Source organism: Pseudomonas sp. A (assembly GCF_056270345.1).
Genome location: NZ_CM149873.1, coordinates 4,402,606 through 4,419,713, shown reverse-complemented (window position 1 = coordinate 4,419,713; position 17,108 = coordinate 4,402,606). Strand labels below are relative to the sequence as shown.

Here is a 17,108-nt window from a genome sequence, read left to right as displayed (position 1 = left end):
CTCTCTATGTGCTGAGCGTACTCGAGTCTCGAGGTGCGCAGGGTAGGCGCTTCGCCCTGGCGACGCCATGAGCGGAAAGTCGAGAGGCTGCGAGCGGTGATGGTGGATGCATCAGTCGAGCGTCAAGTGCTGGGCCGCGGTAACAACCCAGGCTTTGTGGTCATTCATGACCAAGGGCGAGCCGCATTTTCCTAGGGTTCGCCCCGATGACCCCATGGTCGCGCCGGAGTATATCAAACCCTTTGGGCTATTCAGCAAGGCGAAGTGGTATCAGCGCATTTATAAGACCAAAGACGTAGGAGCAATGTGGCGTGTTGCCGCAGGCTTGGGCGGTGAAACACACCCAGTTCTTTGGTGGTCGACGTGGGAGCGGGCTTGACCCGCGATGCGTGCGCCGCAGTGCGTGGCACCGGCTTCGCCGGTGTTCGCGGGGCAAGCCCGCTCCCACGTAGTGCTTGCAGGGATGGCGGTCCAGATCGGCGAGCGTACCTTGCAGGTCGGCAGATGTGGTTTAGGCTCAGTGGATCGCACGATTTCCAATCACCCCAGGAAAAGCGGAGTAGTGCAGCATGGGATACCAGAAAATCAAGGTTCCGTCTGATGGTGCCAAGATCACCGTCAATGCAGACCATTCGCTCAATGTTCCCGACAACCCCATCATTCCCTACATCGAAGGCGACGGTATCGGCGTGGATGTCTCGCCGGTGATGATCAAGGTGGTTGATGCCGCCGTGCAGAAAGCCTACGGCGGCAAGCGCAAGATTGCCTGGATGGAAGTGTACGCCGGCGAGAAAGCCACCCAGGTCTACGACCAGGACACCTGGTTGCCCCAGGAGACCCTGGATGCGGTAAAGGATTATGTCGTGTCGATCAAGGGGCCGCTGACCACCCCGGTCGGTGGCGGCATCCGTTCGCTCAACGTGGCTCTGCGCCAGCAGCTCGACCTTTATGTGTGCCTGCGTCCGGTGGTCTGGTTCCAGGGCGTGCCGAGCCCGGTGAAAAAGCCGGGTGACGTCGACATGGTGATCTTCCGCGAGAACTCCGAGGACATCTATGCCGGCATCGAGTGGAAGGCCGGCTCGCCCGAGGCGAACAAGGTGATCAAGTTCCTCAAGGAGGAGATGGGCGTCACCAAGATCCGCTTCGACCAGGACTGCGGCATCGGCGTCAAGCCGGTCTCGAAGGAGGGCACCAAGCGCCTGGTACGCAAGGCGTTGCAGTATGTGGTGGACAACGACCGCAAGTCGCTGACCCTGGTGCACAAGGGCAACATCATGAAATTCACCGAAGGGGCCTTCAAGGATTGGGGCTACGAGGTGGCGCGCGACGAGTTCGGCGCCGAGCTGCTCGATGGCGGCCCGTGGATGAAGTTCAGGAACCCGAGAACCGGCCGTGAGGTGGTCGTCAAGGATGCCATCGCCGACGCCATGCTCCAGCAGATCCTGCTGCGTCCGGCCGAGTACGATGTGATCGCCACCCTCAACCTCAACGGCGACTACCTGTCCGACGCCCTGGCGGCGGAAGTGGGCGGGATCGGCATCGCGCCGGGGGCCAACCTGTCGGACACCGTGGCCATGTTCGAGGCCACCCACGGCACCGCGCCGAAGTACGCCGGCAAGGACCAGGTCAACCCGGGGTCGGTGATTCTGTCGGCCGAAATGATGCTGCGGCACATGGGCTGGACCGAGGCGGCCGACTTGATCATCAAGGGCACCAATGGCGCCATCGCGGCCAAGACCGTGACCTACGACTTCGAGCGCCTGATGGACGGCGCGACCCTGGTCGGTAGCTCGGGCTTTGGCGAGGCGCTGATCAAGCACATGTAAGCGGGGCAAAAAAACCGGTCGCCTCTTTTATTAAAGGGGCGACCGGTTTTTTCGTTTACCGGCAGGCAGGTCGGGGATCAGACTTCGACGGTGTTGCCCGGGTTCGTCGCGCTGGCCTGGACGCTGCTGGTGGCGCTTCTGATGTCGGTCGCGTGCAGCCCTTTGGGGCCCTGGATGATCTCGAAGTTCACGGCTTGGCCTGCTTTCAGCGTCTTGTAACCGTCCATCTGGATCGCTGAATAATGGGCGAACAGATCATCAGTCTTGCCGTCCTCGTTGATGAATCCGTAGCCCTTGGCATTGTTGAACCACTTGACTTTACCGCTTGCCATCCCTATGTCCCTCTGCAAAGGACTCCATCACTGGAGTATCATCCACTTCATCCGCATACGAACCTTGCGAGAAAATCTGGTTGACTGCGCGGATCTTTATCGACCACGGTGGGTTCTTATTGGTTGTAACACCGTTTTGCCGATAGTCAAGGTCAGCCGGCGCCCGCGCCGGAAGTGGCCTGCGCGGTCAACCCACAACCTTAACCTGTCGCTCATGATGAAATTCTTTCCATGCATGTACCCAGTGAGATTCGACTAACATTCAATCAGGATCGCCCGCAGTCGAACGAGGACGGGCATGAGGACGATGGCGCCGGCCTTGCGGTCCAGGAGGCCAAGCCGATCCTGCAGGCGCCACCGATGTACAAGGTGGTTTTGTTCAACGATGACTACACGCCAATGGATTTCGTCGTCGAAGTGCTCGAGACGTTCTTCAATCTGAACCGCGAGCTGGCAACGAAGATCATGCTGACCGTCCATACCGAAGGGCGGGCAGTATGCGGATTGTTTACCCGTGACATCGCCGAGACAAAGGCCATGCAGGTCAACCAATACGCCAGGGAAAGCCAGCATCCGCTACTCTGTGAAATCGAGAAGGACGGTTAATCGCCGACCACTTGGGTATGAGGTGAAGCTATGTTAAACCGCGAGCTCGAAGTCACCCTCAATCTGGCCTTCAAGGAGGCTCGTTCGAAGCGTCATGAGTTCATGACCGTCGAACATCTGCTGCTGGCACTCCTTGACAATGAGGCTGCCGCGACCGTTCTGCGCGCCTGTGGCGCCAATCTCGACAAACTCAAGCACGACCTGCAGGAGTTCATCGATTCGACCACCCCGCTGATCCCCGTGCATGACGAGGACCGCGAGACGCAACCGACCCTGGGCTTCCAGCGTGTGCTGCAGCGTGCCGTGTTCCACGTGCAGAGTTCCGGCAAGCGCGAAGTGACCGGCGCCAACGTGCTGGTGGCGATCTTCAGCGAACAGGAAAGCCAGGCGGTATTCCTGCTCAAGCAGCAGAGCGTGGCGCGCATCGACGTCGTCAACTACATCGCCCACGGCATCAGCAAGGTGCCGGGCCACGGTTCGCACAGCGAGAGCGAGCAGGACATGCAGGACGAGGAGGGCGGCGAAGCGTCGTCTTCCAGCAACCCGCTGGACGCCTATGCCAGCAACCTCAACGAACTGGCCCGGGCCGGGCGCATCGACCCGTTGGTCGGGCGTGAGCAGGAGGTCGAGCGCGTGGCGCAGATCCTCGCCCGCCGGCGCAAGAACAACCCGCTGCTGGTCGGTGAGGCCGGTGTGGGCAAGACCGCCATCGCCGAAGGCCTGGCCAAGCGCATTGTCGATGGCCAGGTGCCCGACCTGCTGGCCCAGAGCGTGGTCTACTCGCTCGATCTGGGCGCGCTGTTGGCCGGTACCAAGTACCGCGGCGACTTCGAGAAGCGCTTCAAGGCGCTGCTCGGCGAGCTGAAAAAACGTCCGCAGGCCATCCTGTTCATCGACGAGATCCACACCATCATCGGCGCCGGCGCGGCTTCCGGTGGCGTGATGGATGCGTCCAACCTGCTCAAGCCACTGTTGTCATCCGGTGAGATCCGTTGCATCGGTTCCACCACCTTCCAGGAGTTCCGCGGCATCTTCGAGAAGGATCGCGCCCTGGCGCGGCGCTTCCAGAAGGTCGACGTCACCGAACCGTCGGTGGAGGACACCGTGGGCATCCTGCGCGGGCTCAAGGGCCGCTTCGAGAGCCACCACAACATCGAGTACAGCGACGAGGCCCTGCGCGCCGCCGCCGAACTGGCCTCGCGCTACATCAATGACCGGCACATGCCGGACAAGGCCATCGACGTGATCGACGAGGCTGGCGCCTACCAGCGCCTGCAGCCGGAAGCCAATCGGGTCAAGCGCATCGACGTGCCGCAGGTCGAGGACATCGTCGCCAAGATCGCGCGGATTCCGCCGAAGCACGTCACCAGCTCCGACAAGGAGCTGCTGCGCAACCTCGAGCGTGACCTGAAGCTGACCGTGTTTGGCCAGGATGCGGCGATCGACTCGCTGGCCACCGCCATCAAACTGTCCCGTGCCGGCCTCAAGGCACCGGACAAGCCGGTTGGCTCGTTCCTGTTCGCCGGCCCCACCGGCGTGGGCAAGACCGAGGCCGCCCGCCAGCTGGCCAAGGCCCTGGGCGTGGAACTGGTGCGCTTCGACATGTCCGAGTACATGGAGCGGCACACCGTGTCGCGCCTGATCGGTGCGCCGCCCGGCTATGTCGGGTTCGACCAGGGTGGTCTGCTGACCGAGGCCATCACCAAGCAACCGCACTGCGTGCTGCTGCTCGACGAGATCGAGAAGGCCCACCCGGAAGTCTTCAACTTGCTGCTGCAGGTAATGGACCACGGCACCCTGACCGACAACAACGGGCGCAAGGCGGACTTCCGCAACGTGATCCTGATCATGACCACCAACGCCGGCGCCGAAACCGCCGCGCGGGCGTCGATCGGCTTCACCCACCAGGACCACTCGTCCGATGCGATGGAGGTCATCCGCAAGAGCTTCACGCCGGAGTTCCGCAACCGCCTGGACACCATCATCCAGTTCGGCCGCCTGTCCCACGAGACGATCAAGAGCATCGTCGACAAGTTCCTCATCGAACTGCAGGCGCAGCTGGAAGACAAGCGTGTGCTGCTGGAGGTCACCGACGCCGCCCGCGGCTGGCTGGCGGCCTCGGGCTACGACGTGCAGATGGGCGCGCGGCCGATGGCGCGGCTGATCCAGGACAAGATCAAGCGGCCGCTGGCCGAGGAGATCCTGTTTGGCGAGCTGGCCGAGCACGGTGGTGTGGTGCACATCGACCTGCGCGATGGCGAGCTGGTGTTCGATTACGAGACCACGGCCGAGGTCGCGTAACGACCATCGCGGGGCAAGTCGCATCGGCGCACCGCCGCTCCCACGCCAGCAGAAACTGGCGTGGGAGCGGGCTTGCCCCGCGATGCTTTTCAGCGCCCACAAAAAAGCCCGGCACATTGGCCGGGCTTTTTCATGGCTTGAGCTTAGCGCGCACGGTAGGTGATGCGGCCCTTGCTCAGGTCGTACGGCGTCAGTTCGACGCGGACCTTGTCGCCAGTGAGAATACGGATGTAGTTCTTGCGCATCTTGCCAGAGATGTGCGCGGTAACGACGTGCCCGTTTTCCAACTCCACGCGGAACATGGTGTTGGGCAGGGTGTCGACGACAGTGCCTTCCATTTCGAAGCTGTCTTCTTTCGACATGCAGTAAAGCCCTCGGTATCCAGTGATGGCCCGACGCACGACTGCACCGGGCAAAAAAGTGGCGTGGATTATGCCCGAAATTTGTGTTTCAAGCCAATGTCTTTCAGTTGAGGCTGACCCAGCGCTGGTTGATCAGCAGTTCGATGGGGCGGTACTGGGTCTTGTAGTTCATCTTCTTGCAGTTCTTGATCCAGTAACCGAGGTACACCGCCTCGAGGTCCTGGCGCAGGGCCTCGGTGATCTGCCAGAGGATGGCGTAGCGCCCCAGGCTGCGGCGTTCCTCCTCGGGTTCATAGAAGGTGTACACCGCCGACAGGCCGTTGGGCAGCAGGTCGCACACCGCCACGGCCAGCAGCCGGCCCTCCAGGCGGAACTCGTAGAACCAGCAGAACGGCAGGTCGCGGACCAGGAAGGTGGAGAACTGGTCGCGGCTGGGCGGGTACATGTCGCCGTCGGCGTGGCGTTGCTCGATATAGCGCCGGTACAGGTCGAAGTATTCTTCCTTGAAGGACGGGCGGGCGGCAGTGACGGTCAGGTCGGCATTGCGCTTGAGGATGCGCCGCTGCTGGCGGTTGGGAATGAAGCGCGCCGCCGGGATGCGCGCCGGCACGCAGGCGTTGCATTGCTGGCAATGCGGGCGATAAAGGTGGTCGCCGCTGCGGCGAAAGCCCATTTCCGACAGGTCGGCGTAGACGTGCACGTCCATCGGCTGGCTCGGGTCGAGGAACAGCGTGGTCGCCTGTTCATCCGGCAGGTAGCTGCAGGAGTGGGGTTGAGTGGCATAGAACTTCAACCGCGCCAGCTCTGTCATGATCAACCCCTTAGGTGAGACGTTGTCTCTAAGTGTAAGCCAGCTCCGGGAACTCGCCTAGGCAACCCAGCGGGCGCCGCTGGGCTGGTCCAGGTACTGCGCCAGATGGCTGGCGAAGTCGACCCGGCTGATGGCGCGGGCCCCCAGGCTGTGCAGGTGGTCGGTGGGCATCTGGCAGTCGATCAGCACGAAGCCGGCCTGCCTGAGGTGCTCGACCAGGGTCACGAAGCCCACCTTGGAGGCGTTGTCGGCGCGGCTGAACATCGACTCGCCGAAGAACAGCCGGCCCATGGCCAGGCCGTACAGGCCGCCGACCAGCTCGCCGTCGCGGCGCACCTCCACCGAATGGGCGATGCCGCGCCGGTGCAGCTCGCAGTAGGCGGCGCGCATGTTGTCGGTGATCCAGGTGCCGTCGGCATAGTCCCGTGGCGCGGCGCAGGCGTCGATCACGGCGCTGAAGTCGCTGTCGAAGCTCACCTGGTAGCGGCCCTGGCGAATCAGCTTGGCCAGCGAGCGCGAGACGTGCAGCTCGTCCGGGAACAATACGGTGCGCGGGTCGGGTGACCACCAGAGGATTGGCTGGCCATCCTGGTACCAGGGGAAGCAGCCATGGCGATAGGCCGCGACCAGACGGTCCGGGGTAAGGTCGCCGCCGGCGGCGAGCAGGCCATTGGGGTCGTGCAGGGCCTTTTCCAGGGGCGGGAAGGTCAGCGAATCGCGGGTCAGCCAGGTGAGCATGGGGTTCTTGAGCGGCGGGGGAGGGGAGAGGGCAGCATGGCGTGGGTGCCTGGCAGGGTCAACTGCTGTGGCGCCTTCGCGGGTAAACCCGCTCCCACAGGCGTGCCGATAACCCTGTGGGAGCGGGTTTACCCGCGAAGGCGCCGGATCAGGCGAAACCCTTGGTAATTGCCCTGCCATTGACAGGTCACTTGGCACCATCTGGCGCTTTTGCTGTCACACCTGTGCAAAAACACAGCATAAGCCTTTGTCACAAAAGAAAATGCATGCTCAAATTGCAGCTATATGAAAGTAGCCCCCGTTCACGCCCCACACGGCGTGCCGCCATGGCGGCTGGCGGGCAGTAATGTTAAAAGTAGTGGTTCATTGGCCAGTGACCGGCCAATCACTATTGGACGCGCAGCACGCGCAGGAATAGACGCGTTTTGAAGAAATCCACCGCAACTCCAGCCCCCTTGCCAGTGCCCCTGTGGCGGCAACAGCTGCATTACCGCCTGAAGGAAGGTGCGCTGATTGCCGTCGGTGCCCTGTGCCTGTACCTGTGGATGGCACTGGTGACCTACGACACCGCCGACCCAGGCTTCAGCCACACCAGCAATGCCGAGCAGGTGCAGAACGCCGCCGGCCGCGCCGGGGCCTACTTCGCCGACATCCTGTTCATGGTGCTTGGCTACTTCGCCTATATCTTCCCGCTGCTGCTGGCGATCAAGACCTGGCAGATCTTCCGCGAGCGCCACCAGCCCTGGCAGTGGAGCGGCTGGCTGTTCTCCTGGCGCCTGATCGGCCTGGTGTTCCTGGTGTTGTCGGGCGCGGCGCTGGCGCATATCCACTTCCACCCGCCGGCGAGCATGCCGTTCTCCGCCGGTGGCGCCTTGGGCGAGAGCCTCGGCGATCTGGCGCGCAACCTGCTCAACGTGCAGGGCAGCACGCTGATGTTCATCGCCCTGTTCCTGTTCGGCCTGACCGTGTTCACCGACCTCTCGTGGTTCAAGGTGATGGACCTCACCGGCAAGATCACCCTCGACCTGTTCGAACTGGTGCAGGGCGCCGCCAACCGCTGGTGGGAGGCGCGCAACGAGCGCAAGCGCCTGGAAGCCCAACTGCGTGAAGTCGACGACCCGGTCTTCGATCTGGGCGACAAGCGCGAGCCGGCCAAGCCGCAGCCGCGTGAACGCGCCGAGCCCGTGGTGATGCGCGAGGAGCCGCCGGCCCGTCCGGTCGCACCGCGCGAAACCGTGGTAGCTCGCCCGCAGCCCGCCGCCCCGGTGATCATCCCGCCGACCGCGGACAAGGCGCCGGAGCCGAGCAAGCGTGTCATGAAGGAAAAACAAGCGCCGTTGTTCATCGACAGCGCTGTGGAAGGCACCTTGCCGTCGATTTCCATCCTCGACCCGGCCGAGCAGAAAAAGATCGAGTACTCGCCGGAGTCCCTGGCCGGCGTCGGCCAGTTGCTGGAGATCAAACTCAAGGAATTCGGCGTGGAAGTCGCGGTCGACTCGATCCACCCGGGCCCGGTGATCACCCGCTACGAGATCCAGCCGGCCGCAGGCGTCAAGGTCAGCCGTATCGCCAACCTGGCCAAGGACCTGGCGCGCTCGCTGGCGGTGACCAGCGTGCGCGTGGTCGAGGTCATTCCCGGCAAGACCACCGTGGGTATCGAGATCCCCAACGAGAACCGCCAGATGGTGCGCTTCTCCGAGGTGCTGTCGTCGCCGCAGTTCGACGAGAACAAGTCGCCGGTCACCCTGGCCCTGGGCCATGACATCGGCGGCAAGCCGGTGATCACCGACCTTGCCAAGATGCCGCACCTGCTGGTGGCCGGTACCACCGGTTCCGGTAAGTCGGTGGGTGTGAACGCGATGATCCTGTCGATCCTGTTCAAGTCGGGCCCGGAAGACGCGCGGTTGATCATGATCGACCCGAAGATGCTCGAGCTGTCGATCTACGAAGGCATCCCGCACCTGCTGTGCCCGGTGGTCACCGACATGAAGGACGCCGCCAACGCCCTGCGCTGGAGCGTGGCCGAGATGGAGCGCCGCTACAAGCTGATGGCGGCCATGGGCGTGCGCAACCTGGCGGGCTTCAACCGCAAGATCAAGGACGCCCAGGAAGCCGGCGAGATCATCCACGACCCGCTGTACCGTCGCGAGAGCATGGACGACGAGCCGCCGGCGCTGAAGACCCTGCCGACCATCGTGGTGGTGGTCGACGAATTCGCCGACATGATGATGATCGTCGGCAAGAAGGTCGAAGAGCTGATCGCGCGTATCGCCCAGAAGGCCCGTGCCGCCGGTATCCACCTGATCCTGGCCACCCAGCGCCCGTCGGTGGACGTGATCACCGGCCTGATCAAGGCCAACATCCCGACCCGCATGGCGTTCCAGGTGTCGAGCAAGATCGACTCGCGGACCATCATCGACCAGGGCGGCGCCGAACAGCTGCTCGGTCACGGTGACATGCTCTACATGCCGCCGGGCACCAGCCTGCCGATCCGCGTGCATGGCGCGTTCGTTTCCGACGACGAGGTGCATCGTACGGTCGAGGCCTGGAAGCTGCGCGGCGCGCCGGACTACAACGATGACATCCTCAACGGCGTCGAGGAGGCCGGCAGTGGCTTCGAAGGCGGCGGTGGCGGCGGCGATGGCGACGACCCGGAAGCCGACGCGCTCTACGACGAAGCCGTGCAGTTCGTGCTGGAAAGCCGCCGGGCGTCGATCTCGGCGGTACAACGCAAGCTCAAGATCGGCTACAACCGCGCCGCGCGGATGATCGAGTCGATGGAGATGGCCGGCGTGGTCACGCCGATGAACAGCAACGGCTCGCGGGAAGTGATTGCCCCGGGCGGCCCGCGCGACTGATGAACAACCTGCCGGGCACCATTGACGGCGTCCGGCCCCTTCACTGTGCAATGAGGATTTCCATGCGCGCGATTCGCATGCTGTTGGTTTCTGCCCTGGCTACGGCCAGCCTGTCGGCCCAGGCCGGCGAACAGGACGTCCAGCGCCTGACGCAATTGCTGGAAAAGTCGCAGACCATCGAAGCCAATTTCTCCCAGCTGACCCTGGATGCCGGCGGCACCAGCTTGCAGGAGACCAACGGCAAGATGACCGTCAAGCGCCCAGGCCTGTTCTACTGGCACACCGATGCGCCCCAGGAGCAGGTAGTGGTGTCCGACGGCAAGAACGTCACCCTGTGGGACCCGGACCTGGAGCAGGCCACCGTCAAGAAGCTCGACGTGCGCCTGAACCAGACCCCGGCGCTGCTGCTGTCCGGCGATGTGTCGAAGATCAGCCAGAGCTTCGACATCACCTCCAAGGAGCAGGGCGAAGTGATGGACTTCACCTTGAAGCCCAAGACCAAGGACACCCTGTTCGACTCGCTGCGCGTGTCGTTCCGCAGGGGCCTGATCAATGACATGCAGCTGATCGACAGCGTCGGCCAGCGCACCAACATCCTGTTCAATGGGGTCAAGGCCAACCAGCCAGTCCCGGCGGACAAGTTCCAGTTCAAGATTCCGGAAGGCGCTGACGTCATCCAGGAGTAATGAGAGAGCGTGATGGACCTGTTTCGAAGCGAACCCGTCGCCCAGCCCCTGGCCGCCCGCCTGCGTCCGTCCAACCTGGACGAGTACGTCGGCCAGGAGCACCTGCTGGCGCGTGGCAAGCCGCTGCGCGAGGCGCTGGAGCAGGGTGCGCTGCACTCGATGATCTTCTGGGGGCCGCCGGGGGTGGGCAAGACCACCCTGGCGCGGCTGCTGGCGCAGTTCTGCGATGCCCACTTCGAAACGGTGTCGGCGGTGCTGGCCGGGGTCAAGGAGATCCGCCAGGCGGTCGAGGTGGCAAAGCAGCAGGCTGGCCAGTATGGCCGGCGCACCATCCTGTTCGTCGACGAGGTGCACCGCTTCAACAAGTCGCAACAGGACGCCTTCCTGCCCTTCGTGGAGGACGGCACGCTGATCTTCATCGGCGCCACCACCGAAAACCCGTCGTTCGAGCTGAACAACGCGCTGCTGTCGCGGGCGCGGGTCTATGTGCTCAAGAGCCTGGACGAGGCCGCGTTGCGCAAGCTGGTCGATCGCGCCCTGAGCGAGGAGCGCGGCCTGGGCAAGCGCAACCTGCGGGTGGGGGATGAGGCGTTCAAGATGCTCATGGCCGCCGCCGACGGCGATGGCCGGCGCATGCTCAACTTCCTCGAGAATGCCTCGGACCTGGCCGAAGACGGCGGCGAGATCGGCGTCGAGCTGCTGCAGAGCCTGCTCGGCGACAGCCGCCGGCGTTTCGACAAGGGCGGCGAGGCCTTCTACGACCAGATTTCCGCGCTGCACAAATCGGTGCGCGGCTCCAATCCGGACGGCGCGCTGTACTGGTACGCGCGCATGCTCGACGGCGGCTGCGACCCGCTGTACATCGCCCGCCGGGTGGTGCGCATGGCCAGCGAGGACATCGGCAACGCCGACCCCCGCGCCCTGAGCCTGTGCCTGGCGGCGTGGGACGTGCAGGAGCGCCTGGGCAGCCCTGAAGGCGAGCTGGCGGTGGCCCAGGCCATCACCTACATTGCCTGCGCGCCGAAGAGCAACGCGGTGTACATGGGCTTCAAGGCGGCCATGCGCGAGGCCGCCGAGCACGGTTCGCTGGAAGTGCCGCTGCACTTGCGCAACGCGCCGACCAAGTTGATGAAGCAACTGGGCTATGGCGAGGAGTACCGCTACGCCCACGACGAGCCGGATGCCTACGCCGCTGGCGAGGACTATTTCCCCGAGCAGCTCGAGCCGCGCCACTATTACCAGCCGGTGCCGCGAGGGCTTGAGCTGAAGATCGGCGAGAAGCTCAAGCACCTGGCCGAGCTGGACCGCAACAGCCCCCGCCAGCGGAGAAAACCGTGATTGCACTTATCGCTGCCGTCAGCGCCGGCGGGGTTGCCGGCACGCTGCTGCGCTTCGCCACCGCCAACTGGGTCGCGGCCCACTGGCCACGGCACTTCTATGCCGGTACGCTGGCGGTCAACCTGGTTGGCTGCCTGCTGATCGGCCTGCTCTACGGCTTGTTCCTGCACAAGCCGCTGGTGCCGGTCGAGCTGCGCGCCGGGCTGATCGTCGGCTTTCTCGGCGGCCTGACCACTTTTTCCTCCTTCTCGCTCGATACCGTGCGCCTGATGGAAAGCGGGCAGGTCCCGCTGGCCTTGGGCTATACCATTATCAGCGTGGTAGGCGGCCTGCTCGCGACCTGGGCCGGCCTGTCCCTGACCCGATTCTGAACCAACACCTACTTATAACGAGAGAACGATATGCTCGATTCCAAACTGTTACGCGGCCAACTTCAGGAAGTGGCGGACCGCCTGGCCTCCCGTGGCTTCAGCCTGGATGTCGCGCGCATCGAATCGCTGGAAGAGCGCCGCAAGGCGGTGCAGACCCGCACCGAGCAGCTGCAGGCCGAGCGTAACGCCCGTTCCAAATCGATCGGTCAGGCCAAGGCCAAGGGCGAGGACATCGCGCCGCTGATGGCCGACGTCGAGCGCATGGCCAATGAGCTGGCCGCCGGCAAGACCGAGCTGGACGGTATCCAGGCCGAGCTGGACGGCATCCTGCTGACCATCCCCAACCTGCCGGACGCCAGCGTGCCGGTCGGTGCCAGTGAAGACGACAACGTCGAAGTGCGCCGCTGGGGCACCCCGACCACCTTCGACTTCGAGATCAAGGACCACGTCGCCCTGGGCGAAGTCAGCGGTGGCCTGGACTTCGAGGCCGCGGCCAAGCTGTCCGGTGCCCGCTTCGCCGTGCTGCGCGGCCCGATCGCCCGCCTGCACCGCGCCCTGGCGCAGTTCATGATCAACCTGCACACCGGTGAGCACGGCTACGAGGAACACTACACCCCGTACCTGGTACAGGCCCCGGCCCTGCAAGGCACCGGCCAGCTGCCGAAGTTCGAGGAAGACCTGTTCAAGATCAGCCGCGAAGGCGAGGCCGACTTCTACCTGATCCCGACCGCCGAAGTGTCGCTGACCAACCTGGTGGCCGGCGAGATCCTCGACGCCAAGCAGCTGCCGCTCAAGCTGGTTGCCCACACCCCGTGCTTCCGCAGCGAAGCCGGCGCCTCGGGCCGCGACACCCGCGGCATGATCCGTCAGCACCAGTTCGACAAGGTCGAGATGGTGCAGATCGTCGAGCCGGCGAAATCCATGGAAGCCCTGGAAGGCCTGACCGCCAACGCCGAGCGTGTGCTGCAGCTGCTGGAACTGCCGTACCGCGTGCTGGCGCTGTGCACCGGCGACATGGGCTTCGGTGCGGTGAAGACCTACGACCTGGAAGTGTGGGTGCCGAGCCAGGACAAGTACCGCGAGATCAGCTCCTGCTCCAACTGCGGTGATTTCCAGGCGCGGCGCATGCAGGCCCGCTGGCGCAACCCGGAAACCGGCAAGCCGGAGCTGGTACACACCCTCAACGGTTCGGGCCTGGCTGTCGGCCGGACCCTGGTGGCGGTGCTGGAGAACTACCAGCAGGCCGACGGTTCGATCCGCGTGCCGGACGTGCTCAAGCCGTACATGGGTGGCGTCGAGGTCATTCGCTGAATGGACTACCTGCCGCTTTTCCATAAGCTGCAGGGCGGCCGCGTGCTGGTCGTCGGTGGCGGCGAGATCGCCCTGCGCAAGGCGCGCCTGCTGGCCGATGCCGGCGCCGCGCTGCGGGTGGTGGCGCCGGAGGTCGACGGCCAGCTGGCCGCGCTGGCACGCGAGGGCGGTGGCGAGGTGCTGGTGCGTGGCTACCAGGCGAGTGACCTGGAGGGCTGCCGCCTGGTGATCGCGGCCACCGACGACTCGGCGCTCAATGCCCAGGTCTCGACCGAGGCCCAGGCGCGCAGCCTGCCGGTCAATGTGGTGGATGCCCCGGCCCTGTGCACGGTGATCTTCCCCGCCATCGTCGACCGTTCACCCCTGGTGGTGGCGGTCTCCAGCGGTGGCGACGCCCCGGTGCTGGCGCGCTTGATCCGCGCCAAGCTGGAAGCCTGGATCCCGTCCGCCTACGGCGAGCTGGCCGGGCTGGCGGCGCGTTTCCGGCACAAGGTCAAGGCCTTGTACCCGGACGTCAACCAGCGCCGTGGCTTCTGGGAGAGTGTGTTCCAGGGCCCGGTCGCCGAGCGCCAACTGGCCGGGCAGGGCGCCGAGGCCGAACGCCTGTTGCAGGCGATGGTCGATGGCGCGCCGGTGCAGCAGGGCGGCGAGGTGTACCTGGTGGGCGCGGGGCCGGGCGATCCGGACCTGCTGACCTTCCGTGCCCTGCGCCTGATGCAGCAGGCCGACGTGGTGCTGTACGACCGCCTGGTGGCCCCGGCCATTATCGAGATGTGCCGGCGTGACGCCGAACGCATCTATGTCGGCAAGCGCCGCGCCGATCACGCTGTGCCACAGGACAAGATCAACCGCCTGCTGGTCGACCTGGCCCGCCAGGGTAAGCGCGTGCTGCGGCTCAAGGGGGGTGATCCGTTCATCTTCGGTCGGGGTGGCGAGGAGATCGAGGAGCTGGCGGACGAGGGTATTCCGTTCCAGGTGGTGCCGGGCATCACCGCGGCCAGTGGTTGTTCCGCGTATGGCGGGATTCCGCTGACCCACCGCGATTACGCCCAATCGGTGCGCTTCGTTACCGGTCACCTGAAGGATGGCACCAGCAACCTGCCCTGGGATGACCTGGTGGCGCCGGCCCAGACCCTGGTGTTCTACATGGGTTTGGTCGGGTTGCCGACCATCTGCGCCGAGTTGATCCGCCATGGTCGCGCGGCGAGCACGCCGGCAGCCCTGGTGCAGCAGGGGACCACGCGCAATCAGCGGGTGTTCACCGGTACCCTGGCTGACCTGCCGGAGCTGGTGGCGCGGCATGAAGTGCATGCGCCGACCCTGGTGATCGTTGGGGAAGTGGTGCAGCTGCGCGAGAAGCTGGCGTGGTTTGAAGGGGCGCAGGACAGCTGAAATTGCTGGGGCCGCTTTGCGGCCCTTTCGCGGCACAAGGCCGCTCCTACAGGGATCGCATACCCTCTGTAGGAGCGGCCTTGTGCCGCGAAAGGGCTGCAAAGCAGCCCCGGCTTTCTCAAGCCTGCCAGATCCCTTTCCCCGACAACCGCTCCCGATCATGCGGCAAGCCAAAGTCCTGCAACGGCCCCTTGGGCACGATCCCATTCGGGTTGATGGTCTTGTGGCTCATGTAATAGTGCTTCTGGATATGCTCCATGTTCACCGTGCCCGCCACCCCCGGCCACTGGTACAGCTCGCGCAGCCAGTTGGACAGGTTCGGGTAGTCGCTCAGGCGGCGCAGGTTGCACTTGAAGTGCCCGTGGTACACCGCATCGAAACGCACCAGCGTGGTGAACAGGCGTACATCGGCCTCGGTCAGGTACTCGCCGGCCAGGTAGCGCTGGCGACCCAGCAGCCCTTCCAGATGATCCAGCTCATTGAACACCTCGTCGAAGGCGGTCTCGTAGGCGTCCTGCGAGGTGGCGAAGCCGGCGCGGTACACGCCGTTGTTCACCGCCGGATAGATACGCTCGTTGAGCCCATCGATGGTCGCCCGCAGCGGCTCGGGGTAGAGGTCCAGGGTATTGCCGGTCAACTCATCGAAGGCGCTGTTGAAGATACGGATGATCTCGGCCGACTCGTTGTTGACGATGCGTTTCTCCTGCTTGTCCCACAGCACCGGCACGGTCACTCGCCCGGTGTAGTGCGGGTCGTCCTGGGTGTAGCGCTGGTGCAGGTACTGCAGCGCGTCCAGCTGATCGCCGCTGGAGCCTTGCTGTTGGTCGAAGGTCCAGCCGTGCTCGCCCATCAGCCAGCTGACCACCGAGACATCGATCAACGGCTCCAGGCCCTTGATGGCGCGGAAAATCAGGGTGCGGTGCGCCCACGGACAGGCCAGCGACACATACAGGTGATAGCGGCCGGCCTCGGCGGCGGGCAATGGATTGCGCCGCTGCGCGTTCTCGCGCTGAAAGGCGCCGTCCTTGCTGCTCTGGTACCACTGGTCATGCCAGCGGCCATCGATCAAAAGGCCCATCTCGGAGCTCCTCGAAACACAATCGTTTGTCGTTGGAGCTCAGTCTAGGGCAAAGCGTTCGAAGAAATAGCGCAAAGACTGCCCTATTCCTATCGGTTTATTCGATGTCTTTACGGGCGGCCCAGTAGGTGCGGGCATTGCCGAACGCCTGCTCGCGTTCCTGGCCGAGCCCGCGCAGGGCCAGGGCCATGGTCGCGACCACGGCCAGTTCGCCGTAGCTGTCCTGCGCCTCGCCGCGCCACACCGCCAGCAGGTGCTCGGGCTGCAGGCTGGCCGGCTTCACATGGCGCTGGGCGCTGAGCGCCGGCCACTCTTCGTCCCAGGCCTCGCCGGCCGAGGTGCCGTACAGGTGGCTGATGACATCCGGGTTGACCTCGATCTCGCCACCGTCGCCCTTGATGACCACGGCATGATCGCCGAGCAGGCGGCTGGCTTCGCGGTGCACGGCCTGGTAACCGGGGTGGAAGATGCTCTGCAGGCCGCAGCGGGCGGCAAGCGGGTTGAGCACCCGGGCCAGCGAGTGGATGGGCGAGCGCAGGCCCAGGGTGTTGCGCAGGTCGATCATGCGTTGCAGTTGCGGCGCCCAGTCCTGCAACGGGAAGAAGGCCAGCCGGCGGCTGTCCAGGGCCTGCTCCACGGCTGTCCAGTCACGGCAAAGCGGGATGTCCAGCAGGTCGAGCAGCTGCTCGGTGTACAGTCTTCCTGCCGTATGGGCGCCACCACCGTGCATCAGGATACGCACGCCATTGCCTGCCAGGCATTTGGCCGCCAGCAGGTACCAGGGCAGGTGGCGCTTCTTGCCGGCGTAGCTCGGCCAGTCGAGGTCGACGGCGATGCGCGGCGCCTGCAGGTGGGCGCGCAGGGCCTCGGTGAAGCCGGCCAGTTCCTCGGCGCTTTCTTCCTTGTGCCGCAGCAGCATCAGGAAGGCGCCCAGCTGGGTGTCTTCGACCTTGCCCTCGAGCAGCAGGGTCATGGCGGCGCGCGCCTCCTCGCGGGTCAGGCCGCGGGCGCCGCGCTTGCCCTTGCCGAGGATGCGCACGAATTCGGCGAACGGGTGTTCGGCCGGGGTTTCCAGGGTCAGCGGGCGTACGTCGTTCA

Annotated in this window: 15 protein-coding genes; 9 read left to right on the top strand and 6 right to left on the bottom strand. The window is 64.7% G+C overall.

The annotated features are described in order from the left end of the window. The first annotated feature begins 569 nt into the window (after positions 1 to 569). Positions 570 to 1,826 (top strand): NADP-dependent isocitrate dehydrogenase, encoded by a 1,257-nt coding sequence (gene icd / locus AC0MAZ_RS19700; RefSeq protein WP_203652214.1) that lies wholly within the window; start codon positions 570 to 572, stop codon positions 1,824 to 1,826. Between the two features lie 77 nt (positions 1,827 to 1,903). Here icd and cspD read toward each other — a convergent pair whose 3' ends face one another. Beyond that, positions 1,904 to 2,158, bottom strand: coding sequence for a cold shock domain-containing protein CspD (gene cspD / locus AC0MAZ_RS19695; RefSeq protein WP_186716100.1), 255 nt, complete (start codon positions 2,156 to 2,158; stop codon positions 1,904 to 1,906). 231 nt (positions 2,159 to 2,389) lie between these two features. On the opposite strand from cspD, the gene clpS reads away from it, so the two are divergent. Beyond that, on the top strand, positions 2,390 to 2,764 hold the full coding sequence (gene clpS / locus AC0MAZ_RS19690; RefSeq protein WP_203652216.1) for an ATP-dependent Clp protease adapter ClpS: 375 nt from the start codon (positions 2,390 to 2,392) through the stop codon (positions 2,762 to 2,764). A 30-nt stretch (positions 2,765 to 2,794) separates the two neighbouring features. Further along, the gene (gene clpA, locus AC0MAZ_RS19685) at positions 2,795 to 5,065 is read left to right on the top strand and encodes an ATP-dependent Clp protease ATP-binding subunit ClpA (protein ID WP_203652218.1); all 2,271 of its coding nucleotides are present in this window, start codon (positions 2,795 to 2,797) and stop codon (positions 5,063 to 5,065) included. 143 nt (positions 5,066 to 5,208) lie between these two features. Here clpA and infA read toward each other — a convergent pair whose 3' ends face one another. The 3 genes from infA to aat form a co-directional block, all read right to left on the bottom strand. Further along, entirely contained in the window at positions 5,209 to 5,427 is a 219-nt protein-coding gene (infA, locus tag AC0MAZ_RS19680; RefSeq protein WP_002553999.1) for a translation initiation factor IF-1, read from the bottom strand. Positions 5,428 to 5,530: 103 nt separating this feature from the next. Further along, complete coding sequence (locus AC0MAZ_RS19675; RefSeq protein WP_203652220.1) at positions 5,531 to 6,238, bottom strand: arginyltransferase; 708 nt, start codon at positions 6,236 to 6,238, stop codon at positions 5,531 to 5,533. Positions 6,239 to 6,295: 57 nt separating this feature from the next. Beyond that, a complete protein-coding gene (gene aat / locus AC0MAZ_RS19670) occupies positions 6,296 to 6,976 on the bottom strand; it encodes a leucyl/phenylalanyl-tRNA--protein transferase (RefSeq protein ID WP_203652222.1) in 681 nt (226 codons plus the stop codon). A gap of 425 nt (positions 6,977 to 7,401) precedes the next feature. On the opposite strand from aat, the gene AC0MAZ_RS19665 reads away from it, so the two are divergent. The 6 genes from AC0MAZ_RS19665 to cysG all read left to right on the top strand — a co-directional run bounded on the left by AC0MAZ_RS19665 (position 7,402) and on the right by cysG (position 14,932). Next, positions 7,402 to 9,834 carry a DNA translocase FtsK gene (locus AC0MAZ_RS19665; RefSeq protein ID WP_234560759.1) on the top strand — a complete coding sequence of 811 codons (2,433 nt, stop codon included), beginning with the start codon at positions 7,402 to 7,404 and terminating at the stop codon, positions 9,832 to 9,834. A gap of 62 nt (positions 9,835 to 9,896) precedes the next feature. After that, complete coding sequence (lolA, locus tag AC0MAZ_RS19660) at positions 9,897 to 10,520, top strand: outer membrane lipoprotein periplasmic chaperone LolA (protein ID WP_203652232.1); 624 nt, start codon at positions 9,897 to 9,899, stop codon at positions 10,518 to 10,520. Between the two features lie 12 nt (positions 10,521 to 10,532). Next, positions 10,533 to 11,858 carry a replication-associated recombination protein A gene (locus AC0MAZ_RS19655; protein WP_475858901.1) on the top strand — a complete coding sequence of 442 codons (1,326 nt, stop codon included), beginning with the start codon at positions 10,533 to 10,535 and terminating at the stop codon, positions 11,856 to 11,858. Further along, positions 11,855 to 12,229 (top strand): fluoride efflux transporter CrcB, encoded by a 375-nt coding sequence (crcB, locus tag AC0MAZ_RS19650; protein ID WP_110733660.1) that lies wholly within the window; start codon positions 11,855 to 11,857, stop codon positions 12,227 to 12,229. The genes AC0MAZ_RS19655 and crcB overlap by 4 nt, the downstream gene beginning before the upstream one ends. A gap of 30 nt (positions 12,230 to 12,259) precedes the next feature. Further along, the gene (gene serS, locus AC0MAZ_RS19645) at positions 12,260 to 13,540 is read left to right on the top strand and encodes a serine--tRNA ligase (RefSeq protein WP_254464197.1); all 1,281 of its coding nucleotides are present in this window, start codon (positions 12,260 to 12,262) and stop codon (positions 13,538 to 13,540) included. Then, positions 13,541 to 14,932 carry a siroheme synthase CysG gene (gene cysG / locus AC0MAZ_RS19640; protein WP_203652241.1) on the top strand — a complete coding sequence of 464 codons (1,392 nt, stop codon included), beginning with the start codon at positions 13,541 to 13,543 and terminating at the stop codon, positions 14,930 to 14,932. It abuts the gene before it with no gap. A 118-nt stretch (positions 14,933 to 15,050) separates the two neighbouring features. Here cysG and AC0MAZ_RS19635 read toward each other — a convergent pair whose 3' ends face one another. After that, positions 15,051 to 16,010, bottom strand: a complete 960-nt coding sequence (locus AC0MAZ_RS19635; protein WP_232855643.1) for a glutathione S-transferase family protein — start codon at positions 16,008 to 16,010, stop codon at positions 15,051 to 15,053. A gap of 97 nt (positions 16,011 to 16,107) precedes the next feature. Then, positions 16,108 to 17,091 carry a glycosyl transferase family protein gene (locus AC0MAZ_RS19630; RefSeq protein ID WP_475861467.1) on the bottom strand — a complete coding sequence of 328 codons (984 nt, stop codon included), beginning with the start codon at positions 17,089 to 17,091 and terminating at the stop codon, positions 16,108 to 16,110. Positions 17,092 to 17,108: the final 17 nt, after the last annotated feature.

What these genes read in the sequence shown, in the direction of transcription:
- icd (WP_203652214.1), top strand. Translation starts at nt 570, where the DNA reads ATGGGATACCAGAAAATCAAGGTTCCGTCTGATGGTGCCAAGATCACC.
- cspD (WP_186716100.1), bottom strand. Translation starts at nt 2,158, where the DNA reads ATGGCAAGCGGTAAAGTCAAGTGGTTCAACAATGCCAAGGGCTACGGA.
- clpS (WP_203652216.1), top strand. Translation starts at nt 2,390, where the DNA reads ATGCATGTACCCAGTGAGATTCGACTAACATTCAATCAGGATCGCCCG.
- clpA (WP_203652218.1), top strand. Translation starts at nt 2,795, where the DNA reads ATGTTAAACCGCGAGCTCGAAGTCACCCTCAATCTGGCCTTCAAGGAG.
- infA (WP_002553999.1), bottom strand. Translation starts at nt 5,427, where the DNA reads ATGTCGAAAGAAGACAGCTTCGAAATGGAAGGCACTGTCGTCGACACC.
- AC0MAZ_RS19675 (WP_203652220.1), bottom strand. Translation starts at nt 6,238, where the DNA reads ATGACAGAGCTGGCGCGGTTGAAGTTCTATGCCACTCAACCCCACTCC.
- aat (WP_203652222.1), bottom strand. Translation starts at nt 6,976, where the DNA reads ATGCTCACCTGGCTGACCCGCGATTCGCTGACCTTCCCGCCCCTGGAA.
- lolA (WP_203652232.1), top strand. Translation starts at nt 9,897, where the DNA reads ATGCGCGCGATTCGCATGCTGTTGGTTTCTGCCCTGGCTACGGCCAGC.
- AC0MAZ_RS19655 (WP_475858901.1), top strand. Translation starts at nt 10,533, where the DNA reads ATGGACCTGTTTCGAAGCGAACCCGTCGCCCAGCCCCTGGCCGCCCGC.
- serS (WP_254464197.1), top strand. Translation starts at nt 12,260, where the DNA reads ATGCTCGATTCCAAACTGTTACGCGGCCAACTTCAGGAAGTGGCGGAC.
- cysG (WP_203652241.1), top strand. Translation starts at nt 13,541, where the DNA reads ATGGACTACCTGCCGCTTTTCCATAAGCTGCAGGGCGGCCGCGTGCTG.
- AC0MAZ_RS19635 (WP_232855643.1), bottom strand. Translation starts at nt 16,010, where the DNA reads ATGGGCCTTTTGATCGATGGCCGCTGGCATGACCAGTGGTACCAGAGC.